15 protein-coding genes are annotated in these 16454 nt (G+C 53.8%); 5 read left to right on the top strand and 10 right to left on the bottom strand.

Annotated elements, in window-relative coordinates; all coding sequences use genetic code 11:
* Positions 1-35 precede the first annotated feature (35 nt).
* Both DAQ1742_RS09005 and DAQ1742_RS09010 read left to right on the top strand, forming a co-directional pair.
* A complete protein-coding gene (locus tag DAQ1742_RS09005; protein ID WP_035342430.1) occupies positions 36-764 on the top strand; it encodes a LytR/AlgR family response regulator transcription factor in 729 nt (242 codons plus the stop codon).
* Between the two features lie 242 nt (positions 765-1006).
* Positions 1007-2224, top strand: coding sequence for an L-lactate MFS transporter (locus DAQ1742_RS09010; RefSeq protein WP_035342427.1), 1218 nt, complete (start codon positions 1007-1009; stop codon positions 2222-2224).
* A gap of 190 nt (positions 2225-2414) precedes the next feature.
* Here DAQ1742_RS09010 and rplY read toward each other — a convergent pair whose 3' ends face one another.
* From rplY to DAQ1742_RS09025, 3 genes are all read right to left on the bottom strand, one after another.
* A complete protein-coding gene (gene rplY, locus DAQ1742_RS09015) occupies positions 2415-2702 on the bottom strand; it encodes a 50S ribosomal protein L25 (protein ID WP_035342424.1) in 288 nt (95 codons plus the stop codon).
* 193 nt (positions 2703-2895) lie between these two features.
* Positions 2896-4656, bottom strand: a complete 1761-nt coding sequence (locus DAQ1742_RS09020) for a DEAD/DEAH box helicase (protein WP_035342422.1) — start codon at positions 4654-4656, stop codon at positions 2896-2898.
* The gene (locus DAQ1742_RS09025) at positions 4656-4895 is read right to left on the bottom strand and encodes a YecH family metal-binding protein (RefSeq protein ID WP_035342420.1); all 240 of its coding nucleotides are present in this window, start codon (positions 4893-4895) and stop codon (positions 4656-4658) included. Before DAQ1742_RS09025 ends, DAQ1742_RS09020 begins: the two co-directional genes overlap by 1 nt.
* Before the next feature lie 210 nt (positions 4896-5105).
* Between DAQ1742_RS09025 and rsuA the strand changes: the two genes are divergently transcribed.
* The 3 genes from rsuA to DAQ1742_RS09040 all read left to right on the top strand — a co-directional run bounded on the left by rsuA (position 5106) and on the right by DAQ1742_RS09040 (position 7777).
* Positions 5106-5804 carry a 16S rRNA pseudouridine(516) synthase RsuA gene (gene rsuA, locus DAQ1742_RS09030; protein ID WP_035342417.1) on the top strand — a complete coding sequence of 233 codons (699 nt, stop codon included), beginning with the start codon at positions 5106-5108 and terminating at the stop codon, positions 5802-5804.
* Positions 5805-5909: 105 nt separating this feature from the next.
* Complete coding sequence (locus DAQ1742_RS09035; RefSeq protein ID WP_180706290.1) at positions 5910-7109, top strand: Bcr/CflA family multidrug efflux MFS transporter; 1200 nt, start codon at positions 5910-5912, stop codon at positions 7107-7109.
* Between the two features lie 323 nt (positions 7110-7432).
* Positions 7433-7777: a YejG family protein gene (locus DAQ1742_RS09040; RefSeq protein ID WP_035342414.1), complete on the top strand. Its 345-nt coding sequence runs from the start codon at positions 7433-7435 to the stop codon at positions 7775-7777.
* A gap of 120 nt (positions 7778-7897) precedes the next feature.
* Here DAQ1742_RS09040 and yejF read toward each other — a convergent pair whose 3' ends face one another.
* The 7 genes from yejF to yeiP form a co-directional block, all read right to left on the bottom strand.
* Positions 7898-9523 (bottom strand): microcin C ABC transporter ATP-binding protein YejF, encoded by a 1626-nt coding sequence (yejF, locus tag DAQ1742_RS09045; protein ID WP_035346052.1) that lies wholly within the window; start codon positions 9521-9523, stop codon positions 7898-7900.
* Positions 9524-9535: 12 nt separating this feature from the next.
* A complete protein-coding gene (locus DAQ1742_RS09050) occupies positions 9536-10561 on the bottom strand; it encodes an ABC transporter permease (protein ID WP_035342411.1) in 1026 nt (341 codons plus the stop codon).
* Entirely contained in the window at positions 10558-11652 is a 1095-nt protein-coding gene (locus tag DAQ1742_RS09055; RefSeq protein ID WP_180706291.1) for a microcin C ABC transporter permease YejB, read from the bottom strand. The genes DAQ1742_RS09050 and DAQ1742_RS09055 overlap by 4 nt, the downstream gene beginning before the upstream one ends.
* A 9-nt stretch (positions 11653-11661) precedes the next feature.
* Complete coding sequence (locus DAQ1742_RS09060) at positions 11662-13473, bottom strand: extracellular solute-binding protein (RefSeq protein ID WP_035342405.1); 1812 nt, start codon at positions 13471-13473, stop codon at positions 11662-11664.
* Positions 13474-13751: 278 nt separating this feature from the next.
* Positions 13752-14327, bottom strand: a complete 576-nt coding sequence (gene mepS, locus DAQ1742_RS09065) for a bifunctional murein DD-endopeptidase/murein LD-carboxypeptidase (RefSeq protein ID WP_035342402.1) — start codon at positions 14325-14327, stop codon at positions 13752-13754.
* Between the two features lie 405 nt (positions 14328-14732).
* On the bottom strand, positions 14733-15710 hold the full coding sequence (locus DAQ1742_RS09070) for a CobW family GTP-binding protein (protein WP_035342399.1): 978 nt from the start codon (positions 15708-15710) through the stop codon (positions 14733-14735).
* A 78-nt stretch (positions 15711-15788) separates the two neighbouring features.
* Positions 15789-16361 (bottom strand): elongation factor P-like protein YeiP, encoded by a 573-nt coding sequence (gene yeiP, locus DAQ1742_RS09075; RefSeq protein WP_035342395.1) that lies wholly within the window; start codon positions 16359-16361, stop codon positions 15789-15791.
* Between the last annotated feature and the right edge of the window lie 93 nt (positions 16362-16454).

Consider the following 16454-nt stretch of genomic DNA (forward strand, 5'->3'; position numbering starts at 1 on the left):
GGAGCGTGCGTCAGGTGTGAAACCAGGAGACAGCGGTGAAGGCGATTATTGTCGAAGATGAGTTTCTGGCGCAGCAGGAGTTAAGCTGGCTTATCAAACAGCACAGCCCGATAGCGGTGGAGGCTGTCTTTGACGATGGGCTTGATGTGCTGAAGTACCTGCAAGACCATCGGGTTGATGTGATTTTTCTGGATATCAATATTCCGTCACTTGATGGCGTGATGCTGGCCAAAAATATCAGCCAGTTTGCTCATAAGCCATTGATTGTGTTTATTACAGCCTATAAGAACCACGCCATTGAAGCCTTTGAGCTTGATGCGTTTGATTATATTCTTAAGCCTTATCACGAAAGCCGCATTGTCAGTATGTTGCAAAAACTACACGCCGCCTGGCTACAGCAGCAACACAGTGCGCCCCCCGAGAGCCGCACGTCACCAATGACGATTAATTTGATGAAAGATAAGCGGATTATTGTCACCAACATTCACGATATCTATTACGCCGAGTCGCATGAAAAGTTGACCTTCGTCTACACCCGACGCGATGAGTTTGTTATGTCGATGAACATCACTGAGTTTTGCAGCCGCTTGCCGCAGGCCTATTTTTTTCGTTGTCATCGTTCGTACTGTGTGAATATCAGCAAAATCCGTGAAATTGAGCCCTGGTTTAACAACACCTATATTCTCAAATTAAGCGATCTGGAGTTTCAGGTGCCGGTCAGCCGCAGCAAAGTGCGGGAGTTTCGCCAACTGATGCGGCTGTAGTGATACCGCTGTAGTGATGCAACTGTGGTGGTGCAACCGTCGTAGTTCAACCGTCTTAGTGCAGCGGTCCGGTATGACACATCGCTCATGCCATTGATACCGTTCTGGATGCATTTCATTCCCTGATTGATGCCGTTCATGCCGTTATCCACTCCCTGATAGTCGCCCCTTCTTATACTGGTGCCATTCGTCGGCTATCTTGCCGACATCCTCTTCACACCAGAACAATCGAGGCTACCGTCATGAGCGGAAAACCAGTCAGTCGCAGTGCAGTGATTGCAGGAACCGTCCTTGCCCAAATGGGATTGGGCACCATCTATACCTGGAGTCTTTACAACCAACCGCTGGTGGATAAGTTTCACTGGCCGCTCAGTTCGGTTGCGACGACGTTTTCGCTGACCAGCTTTTTTCTGGCTTTTGCCACGCTGTTTGCCGGGCGCATTCAGGAACGCATTGGCATTCGTCAGCTAACGCTCATCGCCGGGGTTGTACTGGGGCTGTCGTTGATGGCCGCTTCTGGCGTGTCATCGCTGCCCATGCTGTGGTTGCTGGTGGGGGTTGTGGTCGGGCTGGCGGATGGGGCGGCGTACATCACCACACTCTCGAACCTGATGAAGTGGTTTCCTCATCGTAAAGGGGTGATTGCCGGTATCTCGGTCGGTGCATACGGCTCTGGCAGCCTGTTGTTCAAATACATTAACAGTGCTTTGCTGGTGCAGGTTGGCGTATCCCAGACCTTTTTCTGGTGGGGTGTCATGGCGCTGTTGATGATAACAGGCGGCGCGATGTTGCTGAAAGAGGCACCGGTGCAACCGGCCCAGACCGTAGCGCAGGGCAGCAATACCACCTTCACTGTCAGTGAGATGCTGCGACGTAAAGAGGCCTGGCTGCTGTTTGTGGTGTTTTTTACCGCCTGCATGAGTGGGTTGTACCTGATAGGTATCGTGAAAGATATTGGCGTAAAAATGGCGGGGCTGGATGCCATGACGGCGGCGAGTGCGGTATCGGCGATTGCTATCTGTAACACGGCCGGTCGCCTGATCCTTGGTTACCTCTCTGACAAGATAGGGCGCTTGCGGGTGCTGAATTTTACCCTGCTGGTGACAGCCCTGGCGGTAACGGTGATGGCGTTCCTGCCGCTCAATGCCGTGACGTTCTTTTTGTGCACAGGGGCGATTGCCTTCTGTTTCGGCGGTAATATCACCGTGTACCCGGCGATAGTGGCTGATTTTTTTGGACTTAAACACCACAGTAAAAACTACGGTTTGATTTATCAGGGCTTTGGGCTGGGGCCGCTGGTCGGTTCGCTGATTGCCGCGGCATTAGGTGGTTTTCACAGCACCTTTATTGCGATTGCGCTGTTGTCGGTTGTCTCGCTGGTCATCACGCTGTTCATCCAGCCACCGAGAGCGTCACGAGCGCCGGACGTTGCGCTGGTTGCACAGGGCAGCCATGCCTGATAAAGACGCACCTTGCGATATAACGCCATGCCACCGTCATCATGCCGGTGGCATTTTTTTGGGAAAAATAAGGCAAAGAATACGGTAAAAAAGAGTCGGCTGGCCCGATAGCGGGAAGCCAGTAAGAAGAGAAAACAAAAACGCCGCACAAGTGCGGCGTTTTTGCTGGCTCGCGGCAACGCTCGCGTGATTAAACGCGCACGAAGTCGATGTGAGTCAGTTTCGGCTTGAACGGGTGACGCTGAACGGCCTGAATTTTCACTTTGGTTTCTTTACCGTCGATAACCAGAGCGATTTCGCCGTACAGCGCTTCGCTGTTACGCTCTTCGAGGTTTTTCACCGAGTCGTGATGCAGTTCGATGGAAACCGGTGCTTCGCTGCCGCCGTAAACGATGGCGGGGAATTTACCGGTAGTGCGCAGGCGGCGGCTCGCACCCTTACCCTGCTCTTTACGTACTTCTGCGTTGATAGTAATCATTGCGTTCTCTTTTTGATAAGTGAACCTGTTACAGGCGACCCAGCAACAGGTGAATTAACGGTGCCTGTGAATTCTGCCCGGCAGAAAACAAAAGCGGGCGAGATTCTAGCGGAATATGGCGGCGCGGGCAAATAAAACCCTTGGCGCGCGCGGCTGTTTGGGCCGTGGTCGCGTTTGCAGGTTCGGCTATTGGCTAGCCTCGCAGCTCATACGCTCGACGATAACGCCCTTGATAGTCAAAGATTTTCTCGCGCACCTGCCAGAACTGGCCTTGCAGGCGAGCCACGACAAAATCCGGTGCCCGCAGGCGGGCGTGTTGCGCGATGACGTCGTCTGCGCATTGCCAGTCAAAATGCGTGCCCGGTGCGCGCTGGTGTACGCGCAGGAACAGATGGGTAAAGGCGTAACGCTGTCCCGGGGTGTGCAGCCGAAAACGTTCGCTGACCTCTGCCCCGTCTTCATCGTGATAGGTGATTTTCAGCCACTCACCCTTGGCATCAGTGCCTGCGCTTAATGTCATACCGCTACAGCGCAGTACAAGAGCGTCTTTGAGTTTAAGGGCGGCTTTGAGCATGTCATCCGGGTCAACCAGTATGCTCTGGCATTGCTGACAGCGGCGGGCCGCAATGTCGTTTTCCGCGCCGCAATGTGGGCAACTTTTAAAGCGAAAGCGGTAATCACATTGCTGGCGATGCCCCTGGTCGTCTTCCTGAAGCCCCTGACAACGCCGCCCATAATGCTCGATAACGGTGCCATCATCGGTACATTTCCCCCAAAACAGGTTGGCAAACCCGCATTGCGGGCAAAAGACCTGTACCGGTTGGTTGTCCCGGCCGGGCTTTTGCTCGCCAACCTCCGGGGTGTAGAGATCAAACGGATTGCCCGCATAATCGAGGATCAGGCAGTCGGTTTTACCCGTAAACAGGCGCAGCCCGCGCCCGACAATTTGCTGATACAGGCTGACTGACTCCGTTGGGCGTAAAATCGCAATCACATCCACATGCGGCGCATCAAACCCGGTGGTCAGCACCGAGACATTCACCAGATAGCGCAACTGTTGCTGCTTAAACGCCTGAATCAGCGCATCGCGCTGGGGCGCGGGGGTTTCAGCACTGATCAGGGCCGCTTCTCCTGCGGGCAGCAGACTGGTAATTTCATGCGCGTGTTCTACGGTGGCGGCAAAAATCATCACCCCCCGGCGAGAGAGGGCGTATTCCACTATCTGGCGCACAATCAGCGGTGTGACGCGCTGCTGGCGTTTGAGTTCGCGGTTTAATTCTGTCTCACTGAAAAGCCCGTTAGCGCGCGCGTCCAACTGGCTAAAATCATACTGCACCACCGGCATGTCCAGTCGCTCCGGCGGCACCAGAAAGCCGTTGCGGATCATATAGCGCAGCGGTAACTCGTAAATGCAGTCACGGAACAGGCAGTTTTCTTCACCCCGCACCATACCGTGATAGTGGTAGCGGTAAATCCACCCTTTACCGAGCCGATAAGGGGTGGCAGTTAGACCCAGTAGCCGCAATCGGGGCTGGCGTTGTTGCAGGTGGCGGATGATGAGCGGGTACTGGCTGTCTTTGGCATCGCTGATACGGTGGCATTCATCAATTATCAGCAGCGAGAAGGCATCGTCAAAGGCGTCCAGATGCCGCGCCACCGATTGCACGCTGCCAAACACCACTTTGCTGGCGCTGTCGCGTTGTTTAAGCCCGGCGGCGAAAATATCGGCCTGCCCACCGAGCGCACAATACTTGGCATGATTCTGTTCGACCAGCTCTTTGACATGCGCCAATACCAGCACGCGGCCGCGTGCCAGCCTTGCCAGTTCGGCTATCACCAGGCTTTTGCCTGCCCCGGTCGGCAGTACAATGACGGCCGGTGTGGTGTGCTGGCGAAAATAGGCGAGAGTGGCATCAACCGCTTCTTGCTGATAAGGGCGCAGAGTAAAAGACATTAATGGCGACAGACTTTGCTTTCGTGAGTGGTAAAACCGCTATCTTGCGCAATGAATTTGCCTTTGTCAGCCAGAAATTGCACCAGTTCGGCGGCATTCATGTCATGCGCTGAACAGGTGTGAAAGCGGGCATCCTGACCAAAGCGGGCGTCAATCGCGGCAATGAGCGTCTCGGTGGTAAAGGGTCTGTTGGCATTCATCATCATATGTAATACTTCATGACCATGAATCGATGACATAATAGGGCTCCTCATTATTATCCGGCAATCGGCCGCACAGGGTGCCGACAGCCAGAGGGTTAAAGTTGCTTTTATTATGTGTGTTTTTGTCGGCGTGTTTCAGGCGTGAAATCAAGATAGTGGTTGCTTTCATATTGTCGCCTGTTTTTTTCCTCATTGGATTGCTCTGGCGTCGTGGCAATCCTCTTCTTCATAGGCAGTCATTCACTCATGCGATTGGATAAGTTTCTTTCTCAGCAGTTGGGAATTAGTCGTTCTTTGATAGTACGCGAGCTGCGGGCTCAACGGGTCACGGTAGATGGCGAGGTCGTGAAAAGCGGCGCGTTTAAACTGTTGCCTGAGCACGAAGTGGCGTTTGATGGCAATGCCCTGGTGCAGCAAAATGGCCCGCGCTATTTCATGCTACATAAACCGCAGGGCTATGTCTGCTCGACGGAAGACCCGGATCACCCGACAATCCTCTATTTTATGGACGAGCCGGTCGCACATAAACTGCACGCCGCAGGCCGGTTAGATATTGATACCACCGGGCTGGTATTGCTCACCGATGACGGGCAGTGGTCGCACCGTATTACCTCGCCGCGCCATCATTGTGAGAAGACCTATCTGGTCACGCTGGAGCAACCTCTGGCAACTGATACGGCCGCGCAATTTACAACGGGCGTTCAATTACATGGTGAGAAAACCCTGACCCGCCCGGCCACGCTTGAGGTGATTTCACCCTGTCAGGTACGGCTGACCATCAGTGAAGGGCGTTACCATCAGGTAAAACGGATGTTCGCCGCCGTGGGCAACCATGTGGTGGCACTGCATCGTGAGCGTATTGGTACGGTTGTACTGGACGAAACACTGGAACCCGGAGAATACCGGTCACTGACGCCGCAGGAAGTTGCCAGTCTTGTTGAGTAACAACGCGGTTTATTGAACGTTTTAGCGTCAGTTTTTTGCCGGGCGTATTGCCTGGCGCTGAATGCGCCGCCTTAACCGGCGGCATTAACCAGGAGTATTTGTTTCGTGCTACCACATCCCCCTTCGCGCATCGGGCTGATTTTTATTCTTGGGCTGATTTCGATGCTAATGCCGATTGCCATCGATATGTATTTACCCGCGTTACCGGTGATAGCCAAAGAGTTTTCGGTCGATCCGGGACGGGTGCAAATGACGCTCAGTTCCTATGTGCTGGGGTTTGCCGTCGGGCAGGTTTTTTATGGCCCGATGTCAGACAGCATCGGCCGAAAACCGGTTATTTTCGCCGGTGTGTTGATTTTCACGCTGGCGGCAGCGGCCTGTGCGCTATCACAGACAGTGGAACAATTGATCAACATGCGTTTTTTACACGGCCTGTCGGCTGCCTCGGCCAGTGTGGTTATCAACGCACTGATGCGCGATATGTTCTCGAAAGACGAGTTCTCACGCATGATGTCATTTGTCATTTTAGTGATGACGGTTGCGCCCTTACTGGCTCCGATTATCGGGGGGCGCTGCTGTTTTGGCCTGAGCTGGCATGCCATTTTCTGGACGATAGCTGCCGCGTCACTGGTGGCGACCGTGCTGGTGTGGCTGTTTCTTCACGAGTCGTTACCGGTTGCCCGGCGTCAACGTTTTCATCTGCGTACTACTGTCGGTAATTTTATCCAGTTGTTACGCCATCGTCGTGCGTTCGGCTATATGTTTGCCAGCGGGCTGTCGTTTGCTGGCATGTTTGCCTTTTTAAGTGCCGGGCCGTTTGTCTATATCGATCTCAATGGCGTTTCTCCTCAGCATTTTGGCTACTATTTTGCGCTTAATATCGTGTTTTTGTTCCTGATGACGCTGCTAAATAGCCGAATTGTGTCGCGCATGGGGGCAATGTTCATGTTCCGGCTCGGTTTGGTTATTCAGTTCGTGATGGGGCTGTGGCTGCTTGTGGTAAGCGGTTTGCACCTGGGGTTCATTCCACTGGTGTTTGGGGTGGCGGCGTTTGTTGGCTGTGTTGCGACGGTGGCATCTAACGCGATGGCGGTGATCCTTGATGATTTCCCCCACATGGCGGGAACCGCATCCTCGCTGGCAGGGACGCTGCGTTTCGGGCTCGGGTCACTGGTGGGGACCTTGTTGTCGCAACTGGCGTTTCAGAGTGCCTGGCCGATGGTCGGAACGATGGCGTTGTGTTCTACCGGCGCGCTGATTTTATTTCTGGTTGCCAGCCGTTCGCCACGCAATACGGCGTCGTGATGCCGCGTCTCCCACACTGTTGAGGCTGTAATGCTTATGCCGTGATGTGAAATATTTGAACTAAAAGTGAATGGTTTGCAGAAATAAGTTGAGATATAGAGAATAAAAGGTTACATATAGCGCCAAATTGCTCAGAATCGTGATCTTGTTAACATTTTGAACGCTTATAAAACGCGAACGTCGCCTGAAAACTACCTGATAGTGAAAAGTTGTTGCTTTTCTGTGATTTTGGAGTAGTAAAAATCACATGACTGGAAAAAATCTTGTAGTTTTATGTTATAATTTTGTGAAATTTATGGGCAGCTTAGCTGAGGAAGACCACTGTGAATAATCTCCAACTTTCGGTAGTTCACCGCTTGCCGCAAAGTTATCGCTGGTTATCCGGGTTTGCTGGCGTAAAAGTTGAACCACTTCCGCTAAGCAATCACGATGATGACAGCCATCTGATCGGTTTTAAGCTTCTCAGTCATGATGGTGAACAAGCACGACAGATTATGCGGCATTTAAATCAGTCACTGGATGAAATTCAGCTTCAGTGTGCGGTTGTGGAGTGGGAAGGCGAGCCTTGCCTGTTTTTACATCGCCAGGATGAAAGTGCGGCGATGTGCCGCCTGAAAGACGTTGGCGTGGCGATAGCCGAGTCGGTTCGCGCACACTATCCGTTTTAACGCCAGGGCGATGTCCACACCACGGCACCGCGCTTCTGTATGCAGGTATCATGTTTGTGGTGTGACCATCCCGGTAAAGGCGAGCCGTCAGGCCGCCTTTATTATTTTTTGTCGGTGTTCCTACTGTCTCTCGGTGTCCGTATCCGGCGGGTGGGGGATTGACCCGCGCAGTAATTGCTGTGTGTACGCCTGTTGTGGGTGTTCAAATACCTGCTGACATTCTCCCTGTTCGACGACTTCACCGCTGCGCAGCACGACCACCTGATGGCATAACGCGCGCACCACCGCCAGATCGTGGCTGATAAACACATACGTCAGGCGATGGGTGTGTTGCAGGGTTTGCAGTAAGGTCAGGATTTGTGCCTGCACGGTGCGGTCAAGCGACGAGGTGGGCTCGTCGAGGATCAGCAATTCCGGTTGCAAAATCAGCGCTCTGGCGATGGCGATACGCTGGCGCTGGCCACCGGAGAATTCTGCCGGGTAACGCCAGCGGCTATCCGGGTCGAGGCCGACTTCCTGCATTGCTGCGATGACGCGTGCGGTTTGCTCCTCAACAGATAAACGCTGATGCACCCGTAACCCCTCGGCGATAATCTGTTCGACATTCAGGCGAGGATTAAGTGCCCCGTTCGGGTCTTGAAAGACCACCTGAATGCGCCGGCGTAACGGCAGCAACTGTTTGCGGTTCAATTGGTGCAGTGGCTCGCCGTCAAACCAGATTTCCCCCCGGCTGCGTATCAGGCGCAGCAACGCCAGCGCGGCAGTGCTCTTGCCAGATCCAGATTCACCGACCAGCCCAAGGCTTTCACCGCGCCGCAGTGTGAAATTAAGGCTGTGCAGCACCGGTTTTTCGGCCACGACCCGGCGTAGCAGACCACGCCTTACCGGAAAACTGACCGCCAGCTCACGCACCTCCAGTAGCGGTGTGGCGTTTTCATCGAGAGCGGGGGCGGTGCCTGTGGGCTCGGCATCCAGCAACTGGCGGGTGTAAGGATGTTGCGGGGCGAGAAACAGCGCCTCCCGCTGGTTTTGCTCAACACAACAACCCGCCTGCATCACCGCGACCCGGTCGGCCAGTTGCCGCACAATATTCAGGTTGTGAGTAATAAACAGCAGGCTCATGCCGAACTCGTGTTTGAGCTCGTTGAGCAGGGATAAAATCTGGGCCTGAACGGTAACATCCAGCGCGGTGGTCGGTTCATCGGCAATTAACAGGTCTGGCTGGGTTAACAGTGCCATCGCTATCATCACACGCTGGCGCTCACCGCCCGATAACTGGTGAGGAAAGTCAGCCAGCCGGTTCGCTGCCTGGCGAATACCGACGCGTTCAAGGCAGGTGATAATCTCACTGCGGGCGGCCTCAGGGAGCATGCCACGGTGCACTGACAACACTTCGGCAAGCTGCTTTTCGATGTGATGCAGTGGATTGAGCGACATCATCGGTTCCTGAAAAATCATGGCGATGCGGTTGCCTCGCACCTGACGCAGACGTGATTCGCTGGCGTGCAGCAGGGATTCCCCGGCAAACAGAATATCCCCTTGCGGGTAGATAACCGGTGGCGTGGGCAGCAGGCGCAGCACAGACAGTGCAGTGACGCTTTTGCCCGAGCCTGACTCCCCCACCAGCGCCAGTGTTTCTCCCGCATTCACCGTGAGCGAGAGCTTATCCACCACCTGCCGTTGCTGCGAGCCCTGACGAAAGGCAATGCTCAAATCCCGAATTTCAAGTAGAGGCTGTGTACTCATCATGCATGTGCCTTAGTGTGCCTTGCCTGGGTCAAAGGCGTCGCGAACCGCTTCGCCGATAAAAATAAGCAGTGATAACACCATTGCCAGCACCACAAAGACGGTGATACCGAGCCACGGAGCCTGAAGATTATTTTTCCCCTCCAGCAACAGTGCGCCCAGCGAGGCTGACCCCATTGGCAGGCCGAAACCGAGGAAATCCAGTGACGTGAGGGTGGTGATAGCACCACAGAGAATGAACGGCAGATAGGTGAGGGTGGCGACCATCGCGTTAGGTAGCATGCAGCGGAACATGATGGCGGCATCACTCACGCCCATCGCCTGAGCGGCACGAATGTAGTCAAAATTGCGGGTACGCAAAAATTCGGCGCGTACCACACTCACCAGCGTCATCCAGCCGAACAGTACCGTGATGCCGAGTAACCACCAGAAATTGGGCTGGATGACGCTTGAGAGCAGAATAATCAGAAACAGGGTGGGCATCCCGGCCCACACTTCGATAAAGCGCTGCCCCCATAAATCGAAACGGCCGCCGTAATAACCCTGACTTGCACCGGCCACAATGCCTATCAGGCTTGAGAACAGCGTTAAGGCCATGCCAAACAGAATCGACACGCGAAACCCATACAGTACCTGGGCCAGCACATCCCGCCCCTGGCTGTCGGTGCCCAGCCAGTTTTGTGCGCTCGGCGGTGAGGGAAAGGCCTGCTGCGTGGCGAAGTTAATGGTGTCGTAGTGATAGCGAATCAGCGGCCATAATGCCCAGCCATGCTGTGCGATACGCTGTGAAAGCCACGGGTCGCGGTAGTCGGCCTGGGTGGCAAACTCGCCACCGAAGTCAGTTTCACTGTAATTGACCAAAAATGGCGTATACCACTGCTGGTCATAACGCACCAGCAGCGGCTTGTCATTGGCAATCAGTTCCGCGCATAACGAGGTGACGAACAGGATTAAAAAAAACCACAGTGACCAGTAACCCCGGCGATTGGCGCGAAAACGCGCCCAGCGTGCCTGATTGATGGGGCTTAAACGGCTCATTGGCGCTCCTCGAAATCAATACGCGGATCGACCAGCGTGTAGGTAATATCACTGATGATATTCAGCAGCAGGCCTATCAGGGTGAAAATATAGAGTGTGCCGAACATCACCGGGTAGTCGCGTTGCAAGGTGGCGTCATACCCGAGCAGGCCAAGTCCGTTCAGTGAGAACATCACCTCAATCAGTAATGAGCCGGTGAAGAACATGCTGATGAAGGTCGCGGGAAACCCGGCGATGACCAGTAACATGGCATTGCGAAACACATGGCGGTAGAGAATGCGGTTCTCGCTTAATCCTTTGGCGCGCGCGGTGATGACATACTGTTTGCGGATTTCGTCCAAAAAGGCGTTTTTAGTCAGCATAGTCAGGGTGGCAAAGCCACCGATCACCGTTGCCAGCACTGGCAGAGCGATATGCCACAGGTAGTCGGTGATTTTGCCCGTCAGCGAGAGGCTATCAAAGTGGGCCGACACCAGCCCGCGTAGCGGAAACCAGTCCAGATAACTGCCACCGGCGAAGAGTACAATCAACAAGATGGCAAACAGAAACGCGGGAATGGCATAGCCGATGATGATGAATGTACTGCTCCAGACATCGAATGCGCTGCCGCTGCGCACGGCTTTTTTGATGCCGAGCGGAATCGACACCAGATAGATGATAAACGTACTCCATAACCCAAGCGAGGCGGAAACTGGCAGGCTATCTTTGATAAGTGTGATAACCGATGCACCGCGAAACAGGCTGTTGCCGAAGTCAAAGCGCGCATAGTCCCACAATAATTTGAGGTAGCGCTCATGCAGCGGTTTATCAAAACCGTAGCGTTGGGTTATCTCGGCAATCACTTCCGGGTCAAGCCCGCGCGCGCCCCGATAGGTATTCTCTACCGAAGGTTTGCCACCGCCTGGCCCATGTGCCCAGGCCTCCGCCATCCCCCCCGCGCCAAACCCACTGCCCTGGCCCATTTCAATGGCGGCAATGGCCTGGTCAACCGGCCCGCCAGGGGCGATTTGTACAATGAAAAAGTTGATGGTGATGATAGCCCACAGGGTCGGGATCACCAGCAGTAAACGTCGTAACAGATAGCTTCCCACATTCTCTCCTTAGCGACGTGCCGCAGGCAGGCGGGCAGCGTTATCGGTGTCGTACCACCAACTGTCCATACCCAGCGAGTAGGCGGGCCGCACGGCGGGCATGGCAAATTTGTTCCAGTAGGCAAAGCGTTCGTGCCCGGAGTACCACATGGGTATGGCGAACTGATGCCAGGTCAATACCCGGTCAAGTGCAGGGCCGAGCGCCAGTAGCGCGGGCTTATCTCCCTGATGGCGGATAATTTCATCGATGAGTGTATCAATCGCCGGGTCTTGTACTCCCGGCGAGTTATAGGATGAGTTGAGGTAGGCTGAACTCCAGCTAATGGCCAAGTCAGCACTGGGGTAAGGCATGGCAGGGTAGAGCTTGGGGATCATATCGAAATCGCGTTTGCGAAAGCGGTTATTGAACTGTGGGCTATCGACACTGCGTACCTCCATACGAATGCCCAGCCGAGCCAGGCTTTGCTGAAATGGCAATACATAGATGGCATTGGCCGCACCCGGCAGCAATAACTCGAAGCGAAACGGCTGGCCGGTTTGCTTATTAACCAACACCTGATTTTTCAACTCCCAGCCAGCCTGTTGCAGCAGCGCCAGCGCCTGTTGCCGGTGGGTTCGGTCATAGCCGCTGCCATCGGTGGTGGCCGGGCGATAGGCCGGGCCAAACACGTCGGCGGGGAGCTTATCTTTTAGCGGCATCAGCCAGCGCAACTCTTCGCCAGAAGGCTCACCTTTTGCGGCATATTCGGTGTTCTGAAAAAAGCTGGCAGGACGCTGATAGCTATTAAAGAATAACGCGTTATTCATCCAGTCAAAGTCAAAGGCCAGCGCAATCGCCTGGCGCACCCGGCGGTCGCCAAACAGCGGGCGTTGGGTGTTAAAAACCAGCCAGCGGGTATCCTGTGCCGCCTGATTGAGCTCATCGCGTTTGACGATATAGCCACGGGCGATATTGCCGCCTTCGTATTGTGTAGCCCACTGTTTGGGTGAGCCTTCTGCGCGCATATCAAAGGCTCCGGCCTTGAAGGCTTCCAGCGCGACGCTGTCATCCAGGTAGTAATCGTAACGAATCTGGTCAAAGTTATAACGTCCGCGGTTGACCGGTAAATCGGCGGCCCAATAATCGGGCTGACGGCGATAAACCACATATTGCCCCAGACGATAATCGCTGATGCGATATGGGCCACTGGCCAATGGCGGGGTACTGAGCGGGTCACTCAGTTTATGGTCACGCCAGAATTTTTCTGGCATCACCGGCAGCGTTAAAATGCCGAGCATTTTTTCTTTATCGGGTTCGGCGAAACTAAAGCGTACCGTCAATGGTGCGGTTGCGCTGGCTTGAGAGCCTTTGTAGTACACGCGAAATTGCGGTACGCCTTGGGTCATGAACAGGTTAAAGGTGAAGGCCACATCGGCTGCGGTAATCGGTGAGCCGTCATGAAAACGCGCATCAGGGTTCATGTCCACTTCGACCCAACTGTAGTCACTGGCATAGCGCGCGTGGCGTGCGATAAGCGGGTAGTAGCTGCCAGGCTCATCTTCGGAGCTGACATACAGCGCGTCATACAGGCTTTCTGAACGTGCGGCCGCCAGTCCACGTAACGCGTAACGGTTGAAATTATCAAACGTCCCGAGCGCACTCAGGGTGATTTTTCCCCCTTTGGGAGCCGTGGGATTGGCGTAATCATAGTGCTCAAATCCTTCGGTGTACTTTGGTGTGCCAAGGGTGGCAAACGCATAGGCCTGATGCGTTATCGGGGCGGCGTGAGCCAGCCAGCCGCTCGCTAGCAGCGCGATGGCAATAAGAACACGTATAAACATCGAAATGATGAGCTCCTGATAACCTCGATTTAGCAGTATAACCCCACAGCGCCATGACCGTTCTGTAACGAGAAAGTCTCTGAAATGACAGGCAATCATCAGTTGCAGACAGGGTGTTGTTTTACCATAAAACCGGGCCATGAACCTATAGTTAATGGTATGCGTTCCGCTATCTAAAAATGAGGGGACTGAGAGATGTGCGAAAAAAACGCCGCTGTCTGACGAGCGGCGTTTTCATGTGTTGGTTTTGGTTGGCGAACATCAAAAGAACTGGGTAATCAGCTATGGGGTTCCTGTTGCAGCACGCGGCGTGCTTCGCGATAGCGCGGTTTCCAGTAGTTGTCGTCCATGCTGGAAATCGTCACACCAATGCTGGTGGAGGCGTGAACAAATTGCTGATTACCAATGTAGATACCCATATGACGACCGGTAGAACCGGCATGGAACACCACGAGATCGCCGGGGCGTAATTTACCGCGCTGAATCTGTACCCCAATGTCTTGCTGCTCATAGCTGGAACGCGGCAAGTCAAGACCAAATTGCTCACGGAAGGTGCGCTGGACAAAGCCAGAGCAATCAATACCTTTACGGCTGTCGCCGCCGAGACGATAACGCACGCCTTTCCAGTTGGCATACTGTGCCAGCAACTTGGATTTCACTTCCACGTTGCGCACCATCGCTTCGAATTCATCCTGAGAGGCTTGTAGTGAAGGGTCACCACCGTTAACCACACGCCTATCAGTCTGATTATTAAGATTTGCTGTATTGTTGGTACAGGCGGAGAGCATCACCGCTACCGCAACGGCAGGCACTGCCCGCCAGATATATCTCAGAATCGGTTGAGATTTGACCATTGTTGTTATGTTCCCTTGATGTCCTTAACGATGTAATCGCTATCGTTGCATTGATGACAAATGTTTCTATGCCAAACAAAGAAGTTTCTCTACCAAACCAAAACGAGTGTCAGACTAAAACACCCGACTTAATGGGACAATTCCCGGTCAGCCAATTTGTGCAATAACGCACATTATTATTTGTGCAACAACAAACTAACTGGCCGGATGTCTTCACCAAAAAGACAGGCAGGGACGACCATACCTTAACAAAAACCAGATTGCGAGTTTTTTTGTCCCGTTCATTTATACGATTTCGTGATGAAATCTTTCAATCTGGCCCTATAAAACGCTGCCATCCCTCACCGGAGCACGCAAAATTCGGTTGCTGATAAGAGACAGTGAACCGGGTGTTGATGCCTGAAACTAGCGCAGGCGGGCATCCAGCAACTGCTTTTGTAAGGTGTTCCACTGCGCCTGTTCTTCATTAATGATTTCAATTCGGCTATCAGGGGGCGGTGTCTGGCGTGTTTCAATATGTAAATCAAACCCCTGGCGATTAACCACTAATGTGCCTTCGGCAATGCGCATTACCCCTTTTACCCGGCTGACGGGGGCGAGCCTGACCCACTCCAGCAGTTTAACGGTATCAAACTGGGTATCACTGTCAAAAACCCAGCCGCAGGCAGCATAACCCTGCCCTTGATTAAGCGCCCGCCGCCAGCGCTCCTGGCCCAGCAATTTCAGCGCGGCCAGCCCGGTTTTTGGCGTGCTGGTGCTATGGTGGTGTTGACCGTCCGGCAGTTCCGTATGGTTTTCACGCGCTAAATCCAGTACCGAGAGGTCAAGCTGGCCCTGTGTCAGGCGCAATAAATGGCGATCCCGGCCATGCTGCTGATACCACTGATGCAGTGCATCACGATCGTCTTGCTGCCAGGTGTCTGCTTTGTTGGCAACGATGACGTCGGCAGCGGCTAGCTGGTCACGGAAATTTTCGTTTTCCATGCAGCGGCTATCATGAAGCTGGCGCGGGTCAAGCAGGCACAGTGTCGCCTGCAACTGTAACCACGGCTGATAAGCCTGTGCGGTTAACAGTGAGAGAATTTGCTTCGGGTGGCCAAGGCCCGTCGGTTCAATTAACAGACGGTGGGGCTTTTTCTGTAACAGCATATTGAGGCCGACTTGCATCGGTAACCCGTTGACACAACACATGCACCCACCGGGGATCTCTTTGATAAGCGCACCGGAGTCCGTTAACAATGCCCCGTCGATGCCTATCTCGCCAAACTCGTTGACCAGTACCGCCCAGATTTCATCATCAGGTTTTTGCGATAACAGGTGTTTGATGGAGGTGGTTTTACCGCTACCGAGAAAACCGGTTATCAGGTTGACTTTTGTTAACACAAGTGGCTCCTTGAGTCGGCGAGGTGGGTGACTGCCTGGCAAGACTGCCAGGCAGGTGTATCGTAAGCGGGCGGTCTATCAGTCGGCACGGCCCATATAGCGGCGCTCAGCGATGTGAATACGGATTTTTTCACCCGCACTCAGGTACTCCGGTACCTGAATAACCAGCCCGGTGCTCAGGGTTGCCGGTTTGTTGCGTGCGCTGGCCGATGCGCCTTTAATACCGGGTGCGGTTTCGACAATTTCCAAATCAACGGTTTGCGGCAACTCCAGCGCCAGCAGTTGCCCGTCCATCGTCAGCACCTGAATGCCCGGCATACCGCCTTCGGGAACGAACAGCAGTTCATCTTCGATTTGTTCTTTTTTGAAGGTATAAGGCGTGTAGTCTTCTTCATCCATGAAAATGTACTCGTCGCCGTCAATATACGAAAAGGTGACAGAGCGGCGGGTGAGGGTGATGGTATCGAGGATGTCATCACCTTTGAAGCGCTCTTCGACTTTCAGGCCGGTGCGCACATCGGAAAAACGCATTTTGTACAGGGTGCTGGCCCCGCGAGCACTGGGGCTTTGAATATCGATATCTTTTACCAGCAGCAGCTTGCCATTGTAGTTAACGGCCATGCCGCGTTTGATCTCATTCGCTCTTGCCATGAAAACATACCTTTATATAAGAAGAGAAATTTTTGTGGCGACACGTTACTCGTCAGGGCGGCATCAGGCAAGCAGGATTTGCCGTCTGCTTAT

Origin of the sequence: Dickeya aquatica (assembly GCF_900095885.1) — a bacterium.
Classification (GTDB): Bacteria; Pseudomonadota; Gammaproteobacteria; order Enterobacterales; family Enterobacteriaceae; genus Dickeya; species Dickeya aquatica.

Coding starts and splice junctions, on each gene's coding strand:
- DAQ1742_RS09010 (WP_035342427.1), top strand. CDS start 1,007: ATGAGCGGAAAACCAGTCAGTCGCAGTGCAGTGATTGCAGGAACCGTC.
- rplY (WP_035342424.1), bottom strand. CDS start 2,702: ATGATTACTATCAACGCAGAAGTACGTAAAGAGCAGGGTAAGGGTGCG.
- DAQ1742_RS09020 (WP_035342422.1), bottom strand. CDS start 4,656: ATGTCTTTTACTCTGCGCCCTTATCAGCAAGAAGCGGTTGATGCCACT.
- DAQ1742_RS09025 (WP_035342420.1), bottom strand. CDS start 4,895: ATGTCATCGATTCATGGTCATGAAGTATTACATATGATGATGAATGCC.
- rsuA (WP_035342417.1), top strand. CDS start 5,106: ATGCGATTGGATAAGTTTCTTTCTCAGCAGTTGGGAATTAGTCGTTCT.
- yejF (WP_035346052.1), bottom strand. CDS start 9,523: ATGAGTACACAGCCTCTACTTGAAATTCGGGATTTGAGCATTGCCTTT.
- DAQ1742_RS09050 (WP_035342411.1), bottom strand. CDS start 10,561: ATGAGCCGTTTAAGCCCCATCAATCAGGCACGCTGGGCGCGTTTTCGC.
- DAQ1742_RS09060 (WP_035342405.1), bottom strand. CDS start 13,473: ATGTTTATACGTGTTCTTATTGCCATCGCGCTGCTAGCGAGCGGCTGG.
- mepS (WP_035342402.1), bottom strand. CDS start 14,327: ATGGTCAAATCTCAACCGATTCTGAGATATATCTGGCGGGCAGTGCCT.
- yeiP (WP_035342395.1), bottom strand. CDS start 16,361: ATGGCAAGAGCGAATGAGATCAAACGCGGCATGGCCGTTAACTACAAT.